16 protein-coding genes are annotated in these 19,637 nt (G+C 62.7%); all 16 read left to right on the top strand.

The features are described from left to right. Nucleotides 1–4 precede the first annotated feature (4 nt). The 16 genes from CAF70_RS21210 (at nucleotide 5) to fliG (ending at nucleotide 19,568) form a co-directional block, all read left to right on the top strand. On the top strand, nucleotides 5–1,114 hold the full coding sequence (locus CAF70_RS21210) for a flagellar basal body P-ring protein FlgI (protein ID WP_015271237.1): 1,110 nt from the start codon (nucleotides 5–7) through the stop codon (nucleotides 1,112–1,114). Nucleotides 1,115–1,125: 11 nt separating this feature from the next. Next, entirely contained in the window at nucleotides 1,126–2,280 is a 1,155-nt protein-coding gene (gene flgJ, locus CAF70_RS21215) for a flagellar assembly peptidoglycan hydrolase FlgJ (RefSeq protein ID WP_085623116.1), read from the top strand. Nucleotides 2,281–2,292: 12 nt separating this feature from the next. Continuing rightward, nucleotides 2,293–4,335 (top strand): flagellar hook-associated protein FlgK, encoded by a 2,043-nt coding sequence (gene flgK, locus CAF70_RS21220; RefSeq protein WP_085623117.1) that lies wholly within the window; start codon nucleotides 2,293–2,295, stop codon nucleotides 4,333–4,335. Between the two features lie 13 nt (nucleotides 4,336–4,348). Beyond that, on the top strand, nucleotides 4,349–5,911 hold the full coding sequence (locus tag CAF70_RS21225) for a flagellar hook-associated protein 3 (RefSeq protein WP_085623118.1): 1,563 nt from the start codon (nucleotides 4,349–4,351) through the stop codon (nucleotides 5,909–5,911). 376 nt (nucleotides 5,912–6,287) lie between these two features. Next, complete coding sequence (locus tag CAF70_RS21230; RefSeq protein WP_085623119.1) at nucleotides 6,288–7,217, top strand: ketoacyl-ACP synthase III; 930 nt, start codon at nucleotides 6,288–6,290, stop codon at nucleotides 7,215–7,217. A 409-nt stretch (nucleotides 7,218–7,626) separates the two neighbouring features. Further along, nucleotides 7,627–9,051: a flagellin gene (locus CAF70_RS21235; RefSeq protein ID WP_085623120.1), complete on the top strand. Its 1,425-nt coding sequence runs from the start codon at nucleotides 7,627–7,629 to the stop codon at nucleotides 9,049–9,051. 76 nt (nucleotides 9,052–9,127) lie between these two features. After that, nucleotides 9,128–9,478 carry a flagellar protein FlaG gene (locus CAF70_RS21240; protein ID WP_085623121.1) on the top strand — a complete coding sequence of 117 codons (351 nt, stop codon included), beginning with the start codon at nucleotides 9,128–9,130 and terminating at the stop codon, nucleotides 9,476–9,478. Nucleotides 9,479–9,561: 83 nt separating this feature from the next. Further along, entirely contained in the window at nucleotides 9,562–10,947 is a 1,386-nt protein-coding gene (fliD, locus tag CAF70_RS21245; RefSeq protein ID WP_085623166.1) for a flagellar filament capping protein FliD, read from the top strand. 126 nt (nucleotides 10,948–11,073) lie between these two features. After that, complete coding sequence (gene fliS, locus CAF70_RS21250; RefSeq protein ID WP_085623122.1) at nucleotides 11,074–11,475, top strand: flagellar export chaperone FliS; 402 nt, start codon at nucleotides 11,074–11,076, stop codon at nucleotides 11,473–11,475. Nucleotides 11,476–11,491: 16 nt separating this feature from the next. Next, entirely contained in the window at nucleotides 11,492–11,785 is a 294-nt protein-coding gene (gene fliT, locus CAF70_RS21255) for a flagellar protein FliT (protein WP_085623123.1), read from the top strand. Nucleotides 11,786–11,950: 165 nt separating this feature from the next. After that, nucleotides 11,951–13,426 carry a transcriptional regulator FleQ gene (gene fleQ, locus CAF70_RS21260; protein ID WP_085623124.1) on the top strand — a complete coding sequence of 492 codons (1,476 nt, stop codon included), beginning with the start codon at nucleotides 11,951–11,953 and terminating at the stop codon, nucleotides 13,424–13,426. 211 nt (nucleotides 13,427–13,637) lie between these two features. Then, nucleotides 13,638–14,855: a PAS domain-containing sensor histidine kinase gene (locus tag CAF70_RS21265; RefSeq protein WP_085623125.1), complete on the top strand. Its 1,218-nt coding sequence runs from the start codon at nucleotides 13,638–13,640 to the stop codon at nucleotides 14,853–14,855. Then, a complete protein-coding gene (locus CAF70_RS21270) occupies nucleotides 14,855–16,210 on the top strand; it encodes a sigma-54 dependent transcriptional regulator (protein WP_085623126.1) in 1,356 nt (451 codons plus the stop codon). The genes CAF70_RS21265 and CAF70_RS21270 overlap by 1 nt, the downstream gene beginning before the upstream one ends. A gap of 219 nt (nucleotides 16,211–16,429) precedes the next feature. Beyond that, complete coding sequence (fliE, locus tag CAF70_RS21275) at nucleotides 16,430–16,762, top strand: flagellar hook-basal body complex protein FliE (RefSeq protein ID WP_013973606.1); 333 nt, start codon at nucleotides 16,430–16,432, stop codon at nucleotides 16,760–16,762. A gap of 15 nt (nucleotides 16,763–16,777) precedes the next feature. After that, entirely contained in the window at nucleotides 16,778–18,556 is a 1,779-nt protein-coding gene (fliF, locus tag CAF70_RS21280; protein WP_085623127.1) for a flagellar basal-body MS-ring/collar protein FliF, read from the top strand. Continuing rightward, nucleotides 18,549–19,568, top strand: a complete 1,020-nt coding sequence (gene fliG / locus CAF70_RS21285; protein ID WP_003257289.1) for a flagellar motor switch protein FliG — start codon at nucleotides 18,549–18,551, stop codon at nucleotides 19,566–19,568. Before fliF ends, fliG begins: the two co-directional genes overlap by 8 nt. Nucleotides 19,569–19,637 lie beyond the last annotated feature (69 nt).

A 19,637-nucleotide genomic window follows, 5' to 3' on the forward strand; every position in this document is an offset into this window, starting at 1 on the left:
GACCATGTTCAACGTGAGGCAGCTGATTGCCGCAACCCTGCTCCTGTCCTGTGCCTTCGGCGCCCAGGCCGAGCGCCTGAAGGACATTGCCAGCATTTCTGGCGTGCGCTCCAACCAGCTGATCGGTTACGGCCTGGTGGTGGGGCTCAATGGTACCGGTGACCAGACCACCCAGACGCCGTTTACCCTGCAAACCTTCAACAACATGCTGTCGCAGTTCGGCATCAAGGTGCCGGCCGGCTCCGGCAACGTGCAGCTGAAAAACGTCGCGGCCGTGTCGGTGCATGCCGACCTGCCGGCGTTCGCCAAGCCAGGCCAGGTGGTGGACATTACCGTGTCCTCGATCGGTAACTCCAAGAGCCTGCGCGGCGGCAGCCTGCTGATGACCCCGCTCAAAGGTATCGACGGCAACGTCTATGCCGTGGCCCAGGGCAACCTGGTGGTGGGCGGCTTCGATGCCGAGGGCCGTGATGGTTCGAAGATCACCGTCAACGTTCCGTCGGCCGGTCGTATCCCTGGTGGTGCAACCGTCGAACGTGCAGTACCAAGCGGCTTCAACCAGGGCAACAGCCTGACCCTGAACCTGAACCGCCCCGACTTCACCACCGCCAAGCGCATCGTCGACAAGGTCAACGACCTGCTCGGCCCAGGCGTGGCCCAGGCCGTGGACGGCGGTTCGGTGCGGGTCACTGCGCCGATGGACCCGAGCCAGCGCGTGGACTACCTGTCGATCCTCGAGAACCTCGAGATCGACCCGGGCCAGGCGGTGGCCAAGGTCATCATCAACTCGCGTACCGGCACCATCGTCATCGGCCAGAACGTCAAGGTGTCGCCGGCCGCGGTGACCCACGGCAGCCTGACCGTGACCATTACCGAAGACCCGATCGTCAGCCAGCCGGGGCCGTTCTCCAACGGCCAGACCGCCGTTGTACCGCGCTCGCGGGTCAACGCCGAGCAGGAGGCCAAGCCGATGTTCAAGTTTGGCCCGGGCACCACGCTGGATGAAATCGTCCGTGCGGTGAACCAGGTGGGCGCAGCGCCCAGCGACCTGATGGCCATCCTCGAAGCCCTGAAACAGGCCGGCGCCTTGCAGGCCGACCTGATCGTGATCTGAGGACGGCGCGGATGAACAGCAAAAGCCTGGTTTCCGGCAGCGTCGACAGCGGCGCCTACACCGACCTCAACCGCCTGAGCGCGCTCAAGCATGGCGACCGCGACAGCGATGCCAACGTGCGCAAGGTGGCCCAGGAGTTCGAATCGCTGTTCATCAGCGAAATGCTCAAGGCCTCGCGCAAGGCCAGCGACGTGCTGGCCGACGACAACCCGATGAACACCGAAACGGTGAAGCAGTACCGTGACATGTACGACCAGCAGCTGGCCGTTAGCATGTCCCGCGAAGGTGGCGGTATCGGCCTGCAGGACGTGCTGGTGCGCCAGCTGACCAAGGGCCGCAGCACATCCATCAACACCAGCCCGTTCCCGCGGGCCGAGGGCAGTGGCCCGGCGTTGTGGGGCAACAAGGTGGCCGAGCCGGTGCATGCCGCCGATTCGGCATCTGCCCGCAACGACGTTGCCGCGCTCAACGCGCGGCGCCTGGCGTTGCCGAGCAAGCTCACCGACCGCCTGCTTGCCGGCATCGTGCCGTCTGCGGCCAGTACCAACAGCGCTGCCGTACCGGCCCGTGACGGCCAGCAGGTGGCCCAGGCGTTCGCCGTGCCGGACAACGGTCTGCGCATCCTCGGCCGCGCCGTGGCCCAGCCGCCACTGGCACCGAACAAGGCGTTCGCCGACAGTGACGAATTCGTCGCCACCATGCTGCCGATGGCCGAACAGGCCGCCAAACGCATTGGTATCGACCCGCGCTACCTGGTGGCCCAGGCCGCGCTGGAAACCGGCTGGGGCAAATCGGTCATGCGCAACACCGATGGCAGCAGCAGCCACAACCTTTTCGGCATCAAGGCCACCGGCAACTGGCAGGGTGAACAGGCGCGAGCGATCACCAGCGAGTTCCGTGACGGCCAGTTCGTCAAGGAAACGGCGGCGTTCCGCAGCTACGACTCGTACCAGGACAGCTTCCACGACCTGGTAAGCCTGTTGCAGAGCAATTCCCGCTATCAAGATGCACTGGCTTCGGCCGATAACCCTGAGCAGTTTGCAAGAGAGCTGCAAAAGGCAGGTTATGCGACCGACCCGGGCTATGCGAAGAAAATCATCAGCATCGCCCGGCAAATGCAAGCAACCCCGCAATACGCCATGGCTGGCAGAACCACGAATCTATAAAAGGACTAAATCATGTCGAGCCTGATTTCGATCGGCCTGAGTGGCCTGAGTGCCAGCCAGGCGGCATTGTCGGTTACCAGTAACAACATCGCCAACGCCGCAACCAGTGGCTATTCGCGCCAGCAGACAATCCAGGCCGCGGGCCCGTCGCACAATATCGGCGCGGGCTTCCTGGGTACCGGTACCACGCTGTCGGACGTGCGCCGCATCTACAGCGCCTACCTGGACAACCAACTGCAGACGGCCACCTCGCTGCAGGCCGACTCGGTCGCCTTCCAGGACCAGATCACCAGCGTCGACAAGCTGCTGGCCGACCGTGATACCGGCATCAGCTCGGTCCTTACCGCATTCTTCTCGGCCCTGCAGACCGCAGCGGCCAAGCCCGGTGATGTTGCCTCGCGGCAGCTGCTGCTGACCCAGGCGCAGACCTTGAGCAACCGCTTCAACGCGGTGTCTACCCAGCTGAACCAGCAGAACGAGGTGATCAACTCCCAGCTCGATACGCTGGCCGGGCAGGTCAACAAGCTCAGCGGCAGCATCGCCGAGTACAACAAGCAGATCGCCGCGGCCAGTGCCACCGGCAACACCCCCAACAGCCTGCTGGATGCGCGCAACGAAGCCGTGCGTCAGCTCAACGAGCTGGTTGGTGTGACGGTGCAGGAGCGTGATGGCAACTACGACGTCTACCTGGGCAGTGGCCAGTCGCTGGTCACCGGCAACAAGGCCAACACCCTGTCGGTGCAGCCGGGTGTTGCCGACAAGAGCCAGGCCAGCCTGCGCATCAACTACGAGTCGTTCAGTTCCGACGTGACCTCGGTGATTACCGGTGGCGCCATCGGTGGCCTGTTGCGCTATCGCCAGGACGTGCTGACGCCGTCGATGAACGAGCTTGGCCGTGTCGCCCTGGTGGTGGCCGACAGCATCAACAGCCAGTTGGGCCAGGGCCTGGATGCCAATGGCCAGTTCGGCAGCTCGCTGTTCTCCAGCATCAATAGCGCTACCGCCATTGCTCAGCGCAGCCTGGCCTCGTCGAACAACAGCTCCGGCTCTGGCAACCTCGACGTGACCATTGCCGACAGTGGCAAGCTCACCACCTACGACTACGAGGTGAAGTTCACCAGCGCCAACCAGTACAGCGTGCGCCGCTCCGACGGCACCGACATGGGCACCTTCGACCTCAGCGCCGACCCGGCGCCGGTGATCGACGGCTTCAGCCTGTCGCTCAATGGCGGTGGCCTGGCGGCGGGGGACAGCTTCAAGGTGATCCCTACTCGTGCCGCAGCCGGCAGCATCACCACCACCCTCACCGATGCCAACAAGCTGGCGTTCGCCGGGCCGATCAGTGCCGCGGCGGGTAGTGGCAACAGTGGTACTGGCACCATCACCCAGCCGACCCTGGGCGAATCGCTGGACATCTACGGTGGCGCCGATACTGCGCTGATCCAGCAATCGATTCGCGACTCGATGCCGGTGCGCGTGGTGTTCGACGCCGCCAGTGGCGGTTCCCAGGGCTACAAGCTGTACGATGCCAAGGGAACCCAGATCGGCACCGGCAGCGTGGTGCCAGGTACCGACAACAAGCTGTCGGTGGCCGTGCCGATGCTCGATGCCGCTGGCAACCCGATTCTCGATGGCAGTGGCAACCCGCGTACCTTTACGGTCGAGACCACCATTGGTGGCAGCCCGGCGGCCAACGACAGCTTCACCCTGTCGTTCAATGCCGACGGCAAGGCCGACAACCGCAATGCCACGGCGCTGCTGGACCTGCAGACCAAATCTACGGTGAACACCGGCTCCGGCGGCGGTACCAGCTTCACTTCGGCCTATGCCTCGCTGGTCGAGCGCGTTGGGGCCAAGGCCAACCAGGCCACCATCGACACCACGGCGACCCAGGCGGTGCTCAAGTCCGCCACCGAAAGCCGCAGCGCGGTGTCCGGGGTGAACCTGGATGACGAAGCGGCCAGCCTGGTGAAGTTCCAGCATTACTACACGGCGTCGTCGCAGATCATCAAGGCGGCGCAAGAAACCTTCAGCACCCTGATCAATGCCTTGTAAGGAGTAGACTCTCGTGCGTATTTCCACCGCTCAGTTCTATGAGTCCAGCGCCAACAGCTACTCCAAGAACTTCTCCAGCATGAACAAGACCAACGATCAGGTGACGTCGGGTATCCGCATCCAGACTGCGGCCGATGACCCGGTCGGCGCCGCGCGCCTGTTGCTGCTGCAACAGCAGCAGTCGCTGCTGGACCAGTACAGCGGCAACATCAATACGGTGAGCAATGCCCTGCTGCAGGAAGAGAGCGTGCTCGCCACCATCAACGATGCCATGCAGCGTGCCAGTGAACTGGCAATCCGCGCCGGTGGCGCCGGGGTTACCGACTCCGACCGCGTGGCCATCAGCACCGAGCTGAAAGAGATCGAGGCGAACATTTTCGGCCTGCTCAACTCGCGCGATGCCAATGGCGACTACATGTTCGGCGGCTCCAAGAGCACCTCGCCACCCTATGTGCGCAACTCCGATGGCACCTACAGTTACCACGGTGACCAGACCCAGTTGAGCCTGCAGGTGTCCGACACCCTGAACCTGGCAACCAACGACACCGGCTTCACCATATTCGATTCGGCCAGCAACAAGAGCCGCACCCAGTCGACCCTGCTGGTGCCAGCCACCGACGATGGCGTGGTCGGGGTGTCGCCAGGCCTGCTGACCTCGAGCAGCAGCTACAACAACAGCTTCACTGCGGGCCAGCCTTACAAGCTGACCTTCACCAGCGCGACCCAGTACGTCATTACCGACGCCAATGGCAATGACGTCACCGCTGAAACCCCCACCAACGGTACCTTCGACAGCAAGACCGAAGGCGCCAACCGCATAGCCTTGCGTGGCGTGGAGTTCGAAATCACCGTCACCCTGGAGGAGGGCGCCGATGCCGACGCCGCCGTGGCGGGGCGTGAGTTCTCCCTGGCGGCGCGCCCGGACACGTTCAACACCACCCGCAGCGCTGGCAATACCTCCAGCGCCCAGGTCACCAGCAGCACCGTGACCGACCAGGCCGCGTATCGCAGCACTTTCCCCAGCAATGGTGCGGTGATCAAGTTTACCGGGCCGGGCAGCTACGAGTTCTACGCCCAGCCAATGACCGCCGACAGCAAGCCGGTGGCCACGGGTACCTTCACTGCGCCGGCCTTGACGGTGGCTGGTGTGACCTACCAGGTCTCTGGCGCGCCGCAGGCGGGTGACCAGTTCGCGGTCACGGCCAACACCCACCAGAACCAGAACGTGCTGGAAACCCTCAGCCAGTTGCGCGCGGCGCTGGATACGCCGGTGACCGGTACTGGCCAGGCCAACGCCTTGAAGGATTCGGTGGCGTCGGCAATCGCCAACCTGGCCAGCGCCCGTGAGCAAGTTGATATCACTCGCGGTTCGATCGGTGCCCGTGGCAACTCGCTGGAGATCCAGCGCCAGGAGAACACCAGTCTGGGCCTGGCCAACAAGACCACCCAGAACGCCATCGGCAACACCGACATGTCTCAGGCGGCCATCACCCTGACCCTCCAGCAGGCCATGCTCGAGGCCTCGCAGCTGGCCTTCTCGCGCATTTCTCAGCTGAGCCTGTTCAACAAGCTCTGATCGGTGGTTTAAAAAGATGGGGCTGCTTTGCAGCCCTTCGCGGGCGCGCCCGCTCCCACAGGAACTGCATGGGCTTCAAGCTCATGCCAAACCTGTGGGAGCGGGCATGCCCGCGAAGGGGCGCAAAGCGGCCCCGGCTTTTTCCTGTCTGCGAAAAACTCCAGTACCCACCCTCGGCACGGCTTTCGTAGCATTTCAATGTGACCAATGAGTCAAAACGGTCATCTTCCCTGTATTCTATGCAACAGCTGTTGCAGCATTTTGTTACCGGTGCGCAGGCGAGCACTGCCTTCAGCCCCCAGCGGTGACGTTCCGGTATTTGGCGCCCTCAATTCATCGAGTGGTGGTCTTTGGCTGTTTTCATTGGGAAGCCAGAATGATTGGCATCAAAAGCATCGCGAGTTACGTGCCCACCGCTGGCCTGGACAACTATGTCCAGGGTGCGAAGTTCGGCAAGGACGAAGCGTTCATGTTCGGCAAGATCGGCGCCTCGTTCCTGCCACGCAAGGCCGCCGAGCAGGAAACCTCCGACCTGTGCGTGGAAGCCGCCCAGGCGCTGTTCGCCAGCAACCCCGACCTCGACCCGCAATCGATCGATGCGTTGATCGTGGTCACCCAGAACGGTGACGAAGAAGGCCTGCCGCACACCGCCGCCATCGTCCAGAGCAAACTCGGCCTGTCCACCCGCGTGGCGGCGTTCGACGTGTCGCTGGGCTGCTCCGGCTACGTGTACGGCTTGTACGCCATCAAGGGCTTCATGGAAGCGGCGGGGCTGAAGAACGGCCTGCTGATCACCGCCGACCCGTATTCGAAGATCGTCGACCCGGAAGACCGCAACACCACCATGTTGTTCGGTGATGCCGCCACGGCCACCTGGATGGGTGAAAACGCGGTCTGGAACCTGGGCCAGGCGCGCTTCGGTACCGACGGTTCCGGTGCCGAGCACCTCAAGGTGAGCGATGGCAAGTTCTTCATGAACGGCCGCCAGGTGTTCAACTTCGCCCTGGTCAAGGTGCCGGCGCACCTGCACGAACTGCTGGAGGCCAGCGACCTGAAGTCTTCGGATATCGATGCCTTCTGCATCCACCAGGGCAGTGCGGCGATTGTCGATGCCGTGGCCCGTCGCTTTGAAGAAGAGCATCCGGAGAAGTTCGTCAAGGACATGCTGGAAACCGGCAACACAGTGTCCTCCAGCGTGCCGCTGCTGCTGCAGAAGCACATGCTCGACGGCAGCTGGAAGCGCGTGGCGATCAGCGGCTTTGGCGTAGGCCTGTCGTGGGGTTCGGCGATCCTCTATCGCGACTGATCCCCAGCAGTCCCAAAAAAAGCGCCCGGCGACCACCGCCCGGCGCTTTTTTCATGCCCGAAAGAAAATCGTGTCTGCCACGCAGTTTCTGTGGGAGCGGGCATGCCCGCGAACACCGGCGAAGCCGGTGCCATCCATCGCGTTGCCTTCTTCGCGGGCGCGCCCGTTCCCACAGGGGAGGGTGATGCTCCTGATATGGCATTTCGCCTGTTCCCGCACGGTTTTTGACGCCAATAAACTGCCCTTAAGCCCTTGATTTCTCAGGGCTGGCCCCATGCCAGCATTTTTTTTTCAAAAAGGCCCTCAAGCAACCCGCGCACCCGACGATAACTATTACGAAGGTTCTCTAGGCCAATCCGGCGGTTGCCAAGGCCGGAAGCCGCAGTACCCATCCAACGAGGATTTCGTCATGCCGTTAACCGTTAACACCAACATTGCGTCGATCACTACTCAGGGCAACCTGACCAAGGCCAGCAACGCTCAGACCACTTCGATGCAGCGTCTGTCCTCGGGTCTGCGCATCAACAGCGCCAAAGACGACGCCGCCGGCCTGCAGATCGCCAACCGCCTGACCAGCCAGATCAACGGCCTGGGCCAGGCTGTGAAGAACGCCAACGACGGTATCTCGATCGCTCAGACCGCTGAAGGTGCAATGCAGGCTTCGACCGACATCCTGCAGAAAATGCGTACCCTGGCCCTGTCCTCGGCTACTGGCTCGCTGAGCGCCGACGACCGTAAGTCGAACAACGACGAATACCAGGCTCTGACCGCTGAGCTGAACCGTATTTCCACCACCACCACCTTCGGTGGCCAGAAGCTGCTGGACGGCTCGTACGGTACCAAGGCCATCCAGGTCGGCGCCAACGCCAACGAAACCATCAACCTGACGCTGGAAAACGTTGCTGCGAGCAATATCGGTTCTCAGCAGGTCAAGAGCACTGCGATTGCCCCAAGCGCAGCTGGTCTCGCTGCTGGCAGCATGACCGTTACTGGTAACGGCCAGACCAAAACTGTTTCTTACCTCGCTGGTGCTTCGGCCAAGGACATCGCAGCTGGTTTGAATGGTTCGATTGGTGGCTTGACTGCATCCGCCAGTACTGAAGTCAAACTTGATGTTGCCGCTGCCACTCCTTCGAACTTCAAGCTGGCTGTTGGCAGCAGCGGCACTGTCGACTTTGTTGGCGTGACTGATCTGGCTAGCCTGGCCGACCAGTTGAAATCCAACGCTGCCAAACTGGGTATCAGTGTTAACTATGACGAAGCGAACAAGAGCCTGAGCGTCAAGTCGGACACCGGCGAAAACCTGAACTTCTCCGCTGCTGATGCCAACGCCCAAACGAATATCCTGATCGGTGCCAAAGATGGTGCTGGCAACTTCGCTACCCCTGCTGCATTGGGCGCTGCTGCCATCGTAGTCAACGGCCAGGTCTCCCTGGACTCGGCTAAAGGCTACTCGCTGAGCGACGCTGGTACCGGTGTAAGCGCCGTGTTCGGTAGTGCCACTGTTTCGTCGACCAAGACCACCATTGCCAACACAGACGTGACTGATGCGACCAAGGCCCAGAACGCCCTGGCCGTTATCGACAAGGCCATCGGTTCGATCGACAGCGTCCGTTCGGGCCTGGGTGCTACTCAGAACCGTCTGCAAACCACCGTCGACAACCTGCAGAACATCCAGAAGAACTCCACCGCTGCCCGCTCCACCGTACAGGACGTGGACTTCGCTTCGGAAACTGCCGAGCTGACCAAGCAGCAGACTCTGCAGCAGGCTTCCACCGCGATCCTGTCGCAGGCCAACCAGCTGCCATCCTCGGTCCTGAAACTGCTCCAGTAATTCAGGCGCCTGAGTAAAGGGTGAAAGGGTGCGTTTACGTGCCCTTTCACCCTTTTTGACTTGAGGAGTTCGAAACATGGACATGAGTGTCAAGCTGAGCCAGGTGTACCCCTCTGCGTTGCCCCCGGCGCAAGTCGCTGATCGGGACCCGGTGCAGCCTGCCAAGGTGCAGGAGGCTGCAGCCCCCGATAATCAGCCACACTCGCGTGAAGAGCTGGAAAAAGCGGTTGGCGAAATCCGCGATTTTGTCCAGTCGAGCCAGCGTCAGCTGGATTTTTCCATTGATGATTCCACCGGTCGGGTCGTGGTCAAAGTGATCGCTACCGAATCGGGTGAGGTCATTCGCCAGCTTCCGTCGGAAACCGCACTGAAGCTTGCGCAAAGCCTCAGTGAAGCCGGCAGCCTGCTGTTCGACGGTCAGGCATAGGCTGGCATGATTTTTGTTGTTGTCGACTTTTTGATGGATTTATTCGCCAAGGATCCGGCAGCTACTGAACAAGGAGAGCAATGATGGCAGGTACAACAGTCAGCGGTATTGGCTCGGGCATCGATACCCAGGCGATCGTGGATTCCCTGGTGGCCGCGCAGAAGGCGCCGAAGCAGGCGCAGATCAATACCCAAACGCTGAAGGCAACCACCACGTTGTCCTCGATCGGCAAGATTCAGGCAGCCCTGGATGCCTTCCGCGGCGCCTTGACCAACATGACCGATAGCAGCAGTTTCGGTGGTCTTAGCCTGAAGTCCTCGGATGAGAAGGTTGCGACCGTGACCATGGGCACGGGTGCGGCCAACGGTTCGTTCTCGTTGGTGGTCAGCAAGCTTGCGACCGCCTCGAAAGTGTCGACCAAGGTTTATGCGGGCGGCGCCGGCTCGGTAGTCAATTCCGGCTCCACTCCGACCACCTTGAAGATCAGCCAGAGTGGCAAGGATTACGACCTCAGCGTGCCCCCGGGCGCAACACTGCAGCAAGTGCGCGACAGCATCAACAGCCAGTTTGGCGTGGCGGGCCTGAGTGCCAACGTGCTGACGGATGCCTCGGGCTCGCGTTTGATCATCACCTCGACCAAGATGGGCGATGGTTCCGATATCACCCTTTCGGGAAACTCCGGCATCGATACCGGTTACACCGTTATCGATCCGCCAACGGATGCGGAATACACGCTTGATGGCATTGCCATGAAGTCCAAGACCAATGACATCACGGATGCGGTCAGCGGCCTGAACATCAAGCTGGTCGGTACGTCTCCGAAAAACGCCACCAGCGGGGAGCTGACGCCCACCGTGCTCTCGCTGAGTACCAGCAGCACCGCGCTGAAGTCAGGCCTCAAAGGCTTCATCGATACCTACAATGCTTTGCTGACGGTGCTCAACACCGAAACCAAAGTCACCAAGAATGCCGATGGTTCCATGACTGCGGCAGCGCTGACGGGTGATGCGTCGATGCGTGCATTGATGACGTCCATTCGTGAGGAGCTCAATGCCGTATCCGGCAATGGCACGTTGAAGTCCCTTGCCGCATTTGGTGTTACTTCCTCCCAGGACGGCGGCCTGCTGAGTCTGGATGACAAGAAGTGGGACAAGGTGGCTGCCACCAACGCGGCGGACCTGACCAGTATCTTCAATGGCAAGGACGGCATGCTGGCGCGCCTGCAAAAGGTGACCGAGCCGTTTGCCAAGGCCAGTACCGGTACCCTTGCCGAGCGCTCCAAGACCCTCAGCGAAAGCCTGACCAAGCTCAAGACCGAACAGGACACCCTGGACGCGCGCATGGAAGCCCTGCAAAAGAGCCTGCAGGACAAGTACAACAACATGGATACCCTGGTCACTCAGTTGCGCCAGCAGCAGAACTCGGTGCTGAGCACGCTCAATGCGCTGAACAAGAAGAGCGACGATTAATCCGTGAACATTGCATGAAGTCCGGGCATGATGCCCGGCTTCATGTCATCGGCCGGTAAAGTTTTCCGCCGCCTGCCCGATACAAGGAATATCTCCCTTTAAGCCTGCCCGTCACGAGGTCGCAAGATGAATCCCATGAGAGCCCTTCGTCAGTACCAGAAGGTCAATTCCCATGCCCAGATTTCCGAAGCCACGCCCCACCGCCTGGTGCAGATGCTGATGGAAGGCGGCCTCGATCGCATGGCACAGGCCAAGGGTGCCATGGCGCGCGGCGACATCGCGGAGAAGGGCCTGATGCTCGGCAAGGCGATCGATATCATCATCGGCCTGCGTGATGGTTTATCGCCCGAAAAAAGCGAAAACCCGGAGTATGTCGAGAAGCTCGACGCCCTGTATGTCTACATGACCAATCGCCTGATGCAGGCCAACGTCGACAACGATGCGAGCATCATCGACGAGGTTGCCCAGTTGCTGATTACCGTGAAGAGCGGTTGGGACGGTATCGCCGACACCCAGCCTGCCAGCTGACGGCAAGGAGAACACCGTGACCGCACTGCAACGCCTCGACGACACCTGCGATGCCCTGATCGGCGCCTTGGGCGAACGTGACTGGGATGCCATTGCCAAGCTGGATGTGGCCTGCCGTGCGTGCATCGACGAGGTGCTGGCGACTCACGCGCTGGACCAGGCGTTGCTGCGCGAGAAGCTGGAGGGGGTGCTGGAGGTCTACCGCAATCTGATTGATGTGACAACCGGCGAACGCCAGGCAATTGCCGAAGAGATGATGCAGATCAATCAGGCGAAAAATGCTTCGAAGGTTTACCATCTGTTCAGTTAAGATGCGCACAACTGAACAAAAGGCGCCATAAATTTGACTGTGCGGGCCTTTTTGACTTTACTAGTGGCTGTTTTCGAATTTCAGACGTCCGAACACTGACCATTCAGTCGGAATGATGTCGAGCACGCCTTCGGGCGCCGATATGACTAGGGAAGTTGCTATTGCATGTGGCGTGAAACCAAGATTCTGCTGATCGATGACGACAGCGCACGCCGCCGCGATCTCGCGGTGGTGCTTAACTTCCTGGGCGAAGAAAACCTCGCTTGCTCCAGCCAGGACTGGCAGCAAGTGGTCGAGCCGTTGTCTTCGAGTCGCGAAGTGCTGTGCGTGCTCATCGGCACTGTAAACGCTCCGGGCAGTCTGCTTGGGCTCGTTAAGACAGTGGCTGGGTGGGATGAGTTCCTTCCGGTTCTGCTTTTAGGTGAAATTTCTTCTGCGGAGTTCCCGGAAGACCTTCGCCGCCGCGTGCTTTCCAACCTGGAAATGCCGCCAAGCTACAGCCAGTTGCTGGATTCGCTGCACCGTGCCCAGGTCTATCGCGAGATGTACGACCAGGCGCGCGAACGTGGCCGCCAGCGCGAACCCAACCTGTTCCGCAGCCTGGTCGGCACCAGCCGTGCCATCCAGCATGTGCGGCAGATGATGCAGCAGGTGGCCGATACCGATGCCAGCGTGCTGATCCTGGGCGAGTCCGGCACCGGCAAGGAAGTGGTGGCGCGCAACCTGCACTACCATTCCAAGCGCCGCGAAGCGCCGTTCGTACCGGTCAACTGTGGCGCGATCCCGGCCGAGCTGCTGGAAAGCGAACTGTTCGGCCACGAGAAGGGCGCCTTCACCGGGGCGATCACCAGCCGTGCCGGGCGTTTCGAGCTGGCTAACGGCGGCACCCTGTTCCTCGACGAAATCGGCGACATGCCGTTGCCGATGCAGGTCAAGCTGCTGCGCGTGCTGCAGGAGCGTACCTTCGAGCGCGTGGGTAGCAACAAGACCCAGAGCATCGATGTGCGCATCATTGCCGCGACCCACAAGAACCTCGAGACCATGATCGAGGAGGGCACGTTCCGCGAAGACCTGTACTACCGCCTGAACGTGTTCCCCATCGAAATGGCGCCGCTACGTGAGCGGGTGGAAGACATCCCGCTGCTGATGAACGAGCTGATCTCGCGCATGGAGCACGAGAAGCGCGGGTCCATCCGCTTCAACTCCGCGTCGATCATGTCGCTGTGCCGCCACGGCTGGCCGGGCAACGTTCGCGAGCTGGCCAACCTGGTGGAGCGCATGGCGATCATGCACCCGTACGGGGTGATTGGGGTGTCCGAGCTGCCGAAGAAATTCCGTTACGTCGATGACGAAGACGAGCAGATGGTCGACAGCCTGCGCAGCGACCTGGAAGAGCGTGTGGCGATCAACGGCCATACGCCGAACTTCAATGGTCACGCCATGCTGCCGCCTGAAGGCCTGGACCTGAAGGACTATCTGGGTAGCCTGGAGCAGGGCCTGATCCAGCAGGCGCTGGACGATGCCAACGGTATCGTTGCGCGCGCAGCTGAACGTTTGCGGATCCGCCGTACCACCCTGGTAGAGAAAATGCGCAAGTACGGCATGAGTCGCCAGGGCGGCGAGGAACAGGCGGAGGATTGACGCCTGGCGGTTGGCTGCGCCGGCCTCTTCGCGGGCGCGCCCGCTCCCACAGGAACGATGCACGGCTTGAATCCGGTGATATCCCTGTGGGAGTGGGCATGCCCGCGAAGAGGCCGGCACAGCCAACCCAAATCCCTATCTCCGGCACGGCTATTGCTACACCCCTCGCACCACACCGTTTTTATGACGGTCAGCCACGCGAGAGAGCAAGATGCCCCAGGCCGCCCATCTATCCCGAGCCCCCGTTGCGCAGGGGCAAACCCCGGTCGAGCAGGAAAGCCGCCAGGGTGTCGAGCAAGCCTTCGCCCTGTTCAATCAGGTATCCAGCCAGCTGAGCCAGTCCTACAGCCTGCTCGAAGCCCGGGTCAGTCAGCTCAAGGGCGAACTGGCGGTGGTCAGCGCCCAGCGCATGGACGAGCTCAGCGAAAAGGAACGCCTGGCCAACCGCCTGCAGAACCTGCTGGACCTGTTGCCCGGCGGGGTGATTGTGATCGATGGCCAGGGCCTGGTGCGCGAAGCCAACCCGGCTGCGTGCGAATTGCTCGGCGAGCCGCTGGTCGGCCAGTTGTGGCGCCAGGTGATTGCCCGCAGCTTTGCCCCGCGCAAGGACGACGGCCACGAAGTCTCGCTGCGCGACGGTCGCCGCCTGTCCATCGCCACTCGTTCACTGGATGCCGAGCCCGGCCAGTTGGTGCTGCTCAATGACCTGACCGAAACCCGTCGCCTGCAAGACCAACTGGCCCGCCACGAGCGGCTGTCATCACTGGGGCGCATGGTCGCCTCGCTGGCACACCAGATCCGCACGCCACTGTCGGCGGCCATGCTCTATGCCAGTCACCTGGCCGACCCCGAACAGGACCTGAACCCGGAAACCCGCCAACGCTTCGCCGGTACTCTGAAAGAGCGCCTGCACGAACTGGAGCACCAGGTGCGCGACATGCTGGTGTTTGCCCGTGGCGAGCTGCCGATGGGTGACCGGGTCACTCCGAAAGCCTTGTTCCAGGCCCTGCAGCAGGCCGCCCAGGCGCATGTGCAAGGGCACGCCGTGCGCTGGCAGTGCGACAGCCACCTGGGTGAGCTGCTGTGCAACCGCGACACCCTGGTCGGTGCCTTGCTCAACCTGATCGAGAATGCCCTGCAGGCGAGCGATGGCCCGGCGCGGCTGAAAGTGCACCTGTTCCGCCGCTCACGCAGCCTGCACCTGTGCGTGAGCGATGCCGGCAGTGGTATTGACGCCGATCTGCTCGGCCGCCTGGGCGAGCCGTTCCTGACCACCAAGGCCACTGGCACCGGCCTGGGCCTGGCCGTGGTCAAGGCCGTGGTGCGCGCACACCAGGGCACGCTCGGCCTGCGCTCGAAGGTCGGCCGTGGCACCTGCGTGCGGGTGGAGCTGCCGTTGATCGACGGGCAACTGGCGGAGGGCGTGTAATGGCGATCAAGGTGCTGCTGGTCGAGGACGACCGCGTATTGCGCCAGGCGTTGGGGGATACGTTGGAAATCGGCGGTTTTGCCTACCAGGCGGTGGGCAGTGCCGAAGAAGCGCTGGAAGCGGTGCTGGAGGATGCCTTCAGCCTGGTGGTCAGCGATGTGAACATGCCGGGCATGGACGGGCATCAACTGCTCGCCCGGCTACGTCGCCAGCAACCACAGTTGCCGGTGTTGCTGATGACCGCGCACGCCGCGGTGGAGCGCGCGGTCGAGGCCATGCGCCAGGGCGCCGCCGATTACCTGGTCAAGCCGTTCGAGCCCAAGGCCCTGCTCCGCCTGGTCGAGCGACATGCTGCCGGGCGCGTGGCTGACGAGGAGGGGCCGGTGGCCTGCGAACCGGCCAGCCGCCAGTTGCTGGAACTGGCTGCACGGGTGGCGCGCAGTGACTCGACCGTGCTGATTTCCGGCGAGTCCGGCACCGGCAAGGAAGTGCTGGCGCGCTTCATTCACCAGCAGTCGCCGCGGGCGGCGCAGCCGTTCGTGGCGATCAACTGTGCGGCCATCCCTGACAACATGCTCGAGGCCACCCTGTTCGGCCACGAGAAGGGCGCCTTCACCGGTGCCATAGCCGCCCAGGCCGGCAAGTTCGAGCAGGCCGAAGGTGGCACCCTGCTGCTCGATGAAATTTCGGAAATGCCAATGGCTTTGCAGGCCAAGCTGCTGCGCGTGCTGCAAGAACGTGAGGTGGAGCGGGTAGGCGGGCGCAAGCCGATCAGCCTGGACATCCGCGTGCTGGCCACCACCAACCGTGACCTGGCTGGTGAAGTGGCAGCCGGGCGCTTCCGGGAAGACCTGTACTACCGCCTGTCGGTGTTCCCCCTGGCCTGGCGCCCGCTGCGAGAACGCCCGGGTGACATCCTGCAACTGGCCGAGCGCCTGTTGGCGCGTCATGTGGCCAAGATGAAGCACGCCCCGGTGCGCCTGTCAGCCCAGGCTCGGGCCTGCCTGCAGGCGCATGCCTGGCCGGGCAATGTGCGCGAACTGGACAACGCCTTGCAGCGGGCGCTGATCCTGCAGCAGGGCGGGGTGATCGAGGCGGCGGATTTTTGTCTGGCAGGTGCCATTCCATTGTCGGCCGCTATCGAACCATCACCCGAGGTCGCGGCCGACGCAGGCGGGCTCGGCGATGACATGCGTCGCCATGAGTACCAGATGATCATCGACACCCTGCGCGCCGAGCGTGGCCGGCGCAAAGAGGCGGCCGAACGCCTGGGGATCAGCCCGCGTACCTTGCGCTACAAGCTGGCGCAGATGCGTGATGCCGGGTTTGACGTCGAGGCCAGCCTGTTCGGCTGACGGGCAATATATCTCGCTGCTGGCACGGCCCCTGTGTGGGAGCGGGCGTGCCCGCGAAGAATTCGACGCGGTGGCTGGCACCGGCTGCGCCGGTGTTCGCGGACACGCCCGCTCCCACAGGAATCGCGTTGCTCGCCAAGGCTGGCACCTTTGTTGCTTCAGGTTGGCTATTCGCCGCATGACTGTCAAAAAAATGCGGCCGCAGGAGAGAGAAGGGTCATGAGCCAAGGTGTTGAATTCAATCGTCTGATGTTGGACATGCGGGCCATGCAGGCCGATGCCATGTCGCTGCCCAAGGTGGCTGCAGCCCCCGAGCTGGCACCGGGGCAAAGTACCTTTGCCGACATGCTCGGCCAGGCCATCGGCAAGGTGCATGAGACGCAGCAGGCTTCGACCCAGCTGGCCAACGCTTTCGAGATCGGCAAGAGTGGCGTCGACCTGACCGACGTGATGATCGCTTCGCAAAAGGCCAGCGTGTCGATGCAGGCCCTGACCCAGGTACGCAACAAGCTGGTCCAGGCGTACCAGGACATCATGCAGATGCCGGTTTGAGGACGGACGTAAACCATGGCTGAAGCAGTCGTCGACAACGCCCCCGCCAAAAGCGGCCCGCCAGCGGCCAAGCCGCCGCTGTTCGGCATGGCGTTTCTGGAAAACATCGCGCAGATGCCCATGCTGCGTCAGGTCGGCCTGCTGGTCGGTCTGGCCGCCAGCGTGGCGATCGGCTTTGCCGTGGTGCTGTGGTCGCAACAACCCGATTACCGTCCGCTGTACGGCAGCCTGGCGGGCATGGACACCAAGCAGGTCATGGACACCCTGGCCGCTGCCGACATCCCCTACAACGTCGAGCCCAACTCCGGCGCTCTGCTGGTCAAGGCCGACGACCTCTCCCGTGCGCGCCTGAAGCTGGCCGCTGCCGGTGTGGCGCCAAGCGATGGCAACGTCGGCTTCGAGCTGCTCGACAAGGAGCAGGGTCTGGGCACCAGCCAGTTCATGGAAGCCACCCGTTACCGTCGCAGCCTGGAAGGCGAGCTGGCGCGTACCGTGTCCAGCCTGAACAACGTCAAGGGCGCGCGCGTGCACCTGGCCATTCCGAAAAGTTCGGTGTTCGTGCGTGACGAACGCAAGCCAAGCGCCTCGGTACTGGTAGAGCTGTACCCGGGTCGTGCCCTGGAAGCCGGGCAGGTGATGGCCATCGTCAACCTGGTTGCCACCAGCGTGCCGGAACTGGATAAATCCCAGGTCACCGTGGTCGACCAGAAGGGCAACCTGCTGTCCGAGCAGATCCAGGACACCGCCCTGACCCAGGCCGGCAAGCAGTTCGACTACAGCCGCCGGGTGGAAAGCATGCTCACCCAGCGGGTGCACAACATCCTGCAACCGGTGTTGGGCAATGACCGCTACAAGGCCGAAGTGTCCGCCGACCTCGACTTCAGCGCGGTCGAGTCCACTTCAGAGCAGTTCAACCCCGACCAGCCGGCGCTGCGCAGCGAACAGTCGGTCGACGAACAACGCGCCAGCAGCCAGGGCCCGCAAGGTGTGCCCGGTGCGCTGAGCAACCAGCCTCCAGGCCCTGCCTCCGCGCCGCAGACCACCGGTGGCGCTGCTACCCCGGCCGCGGCCATCCAGCCTGGCCAGCCGCTGGTGGATGCCAACGGCCAGCAGATCATGGACCCGGCCACCGGCCAGCCGATGCTCGCGCCGTACCCGTCGGACAAGCGCCAGCAAAGCACCAAGAACTTCGAGCTGGACCGTTCCATCAGCCACACTCGCCAGCAACAGGGGCGCATGACCCGCCTGTCGGTAGCGGTGGTGGTGGACGACCAGGTCAAGATCGACCCGGCCACCGGCGACACCACCCGTGCGCCTTGGGGCGCCGAGGACCTGGCACGCTTCACGCGCCTGGTGCAGGACGCGGTCGGCTTCGATGCCAGCCGTGGCGACAGCGTGACAGTGATCAACGTGCCGTTCGCCGCCGACCGTGGCGAAGAGATCGCCGACATCGCCTTCTACCAGCAGCCGTGGTTCTGGGACATCGTCAAGCAAGTGCTAGGTGTGGTGTTCATTCTGGTGCTGGTGTTCGGTGTGCTGCGGCCGGTGCTGAACAACATTACAGGGGGCGGCAAGCAGGCTGCCCCGGATAGCGACATGGAGCTGGGCGGCATGATGGGTCTGGATGGCGAACTGGCCAACGACCGCGTCAGTCTGGGTGGCCCGACAAGCATTCTGCTGCCTAGCCCGAACGAGGGTTACGAGGCACAGCTCAACGCAATCAAAGGCCTGGTGGCCGAAGACCCGGGCCGCGTTGCCCAGGTCGTGAAAGAGTGGATCAACGCCGATGAGTGATAACCGAGCCGTTACCGCCAAGCTGAGCCGCGTCGACAAGGCGGCGATCCTCCTGCTTTCGCTGGGCGAGACCGATGCCGCCCAGGTGCTGCGGCACATGGGGCCCAAGGAAGTGCAGCGGGTAGGTGTGGCCATGGCGCAGATGGGCAATGTGCACCGTGAGCAGGTCGAGCAGGTGATGAGTGAGTTCGTCGAGATCGTTGGCGACCAGACCAGCCTCGGCGTGGGCTCCGATGCCTACATCCGCAAGATGCTCAACCAGGCCCTGGGCGAGGACAAGGCCAACGGCCTGGTCGACCGCATCCTGCTCGGTGGCAACACCAGCGGCCTGGACAGCCTCAAGTGGATGGAGCCGCGCGCCGTGGCCGACGTGATCCGCTACGAGCACCCGCAGATCCAGGCTATCGTGGTCGCCTACCTCGACCCCGACCAGGCTGGCGAAGTGCTGAGCAACTTCGACCACAAGGTGCGCCTGGACATCGTCCTGCGCGTGTCGTCGCTGAACACCGTGCAGCCGGCGGCGCTGAAGGAACTGAACCAGATCCTCGAAAAGCAGTTCTCGGGCAACTCCAACGCGGCGCGCACCACCCTGGGCGGCATCAAGCGTGCCGCCGACATCATGAACTTCCTCGACAGTTCGGTGGAAGGTGCCCTGATGGACGCGATCCGCGAAATCGACAGCGACCTGTCGGAGCAGATCGAAGACCTGATGTTCGTCTTCAACAACCTGGCCGACGTCGACGACCGTGGTATCCAGGCGCTGCTGCGCGAAGTCTCGTCCGACGTGCTGGTGGTGTCGCTCAAGGGTGCCGACGAGCGGGTCAAGGACAAGATCTTCAAGAACATGTCCAAGCGTGCCTCGGAGCTGCTGCGTGACGACCTGGAGGCCAAGGGGCCGGTGCGGGTCAGCGACGTGGAAACGGCGCAGAAGGAAATCCTCACCATCGCCCGCCGCATGGCCGAGGCCGGCGAGATCGTGCTCGGCGGCAAGGGTGCCGAGGAAATGATCTAAGGTATTCGCGATCTGAAGGCCGACGCCGCCCCTTGTGGGAGCGGGTTTACCCGCGAAGGCGTCGGACCT

Origin of the sequence: Pseudomonas sp. B19(2017) (assembly GCF_002113165.1) — a bacterium.
GTDB lineage: Bacteria > Pseudomonadota > Gammaproteobacteria > Pseudomonadales > Pseudomonadaceae > Aquipseudomonas.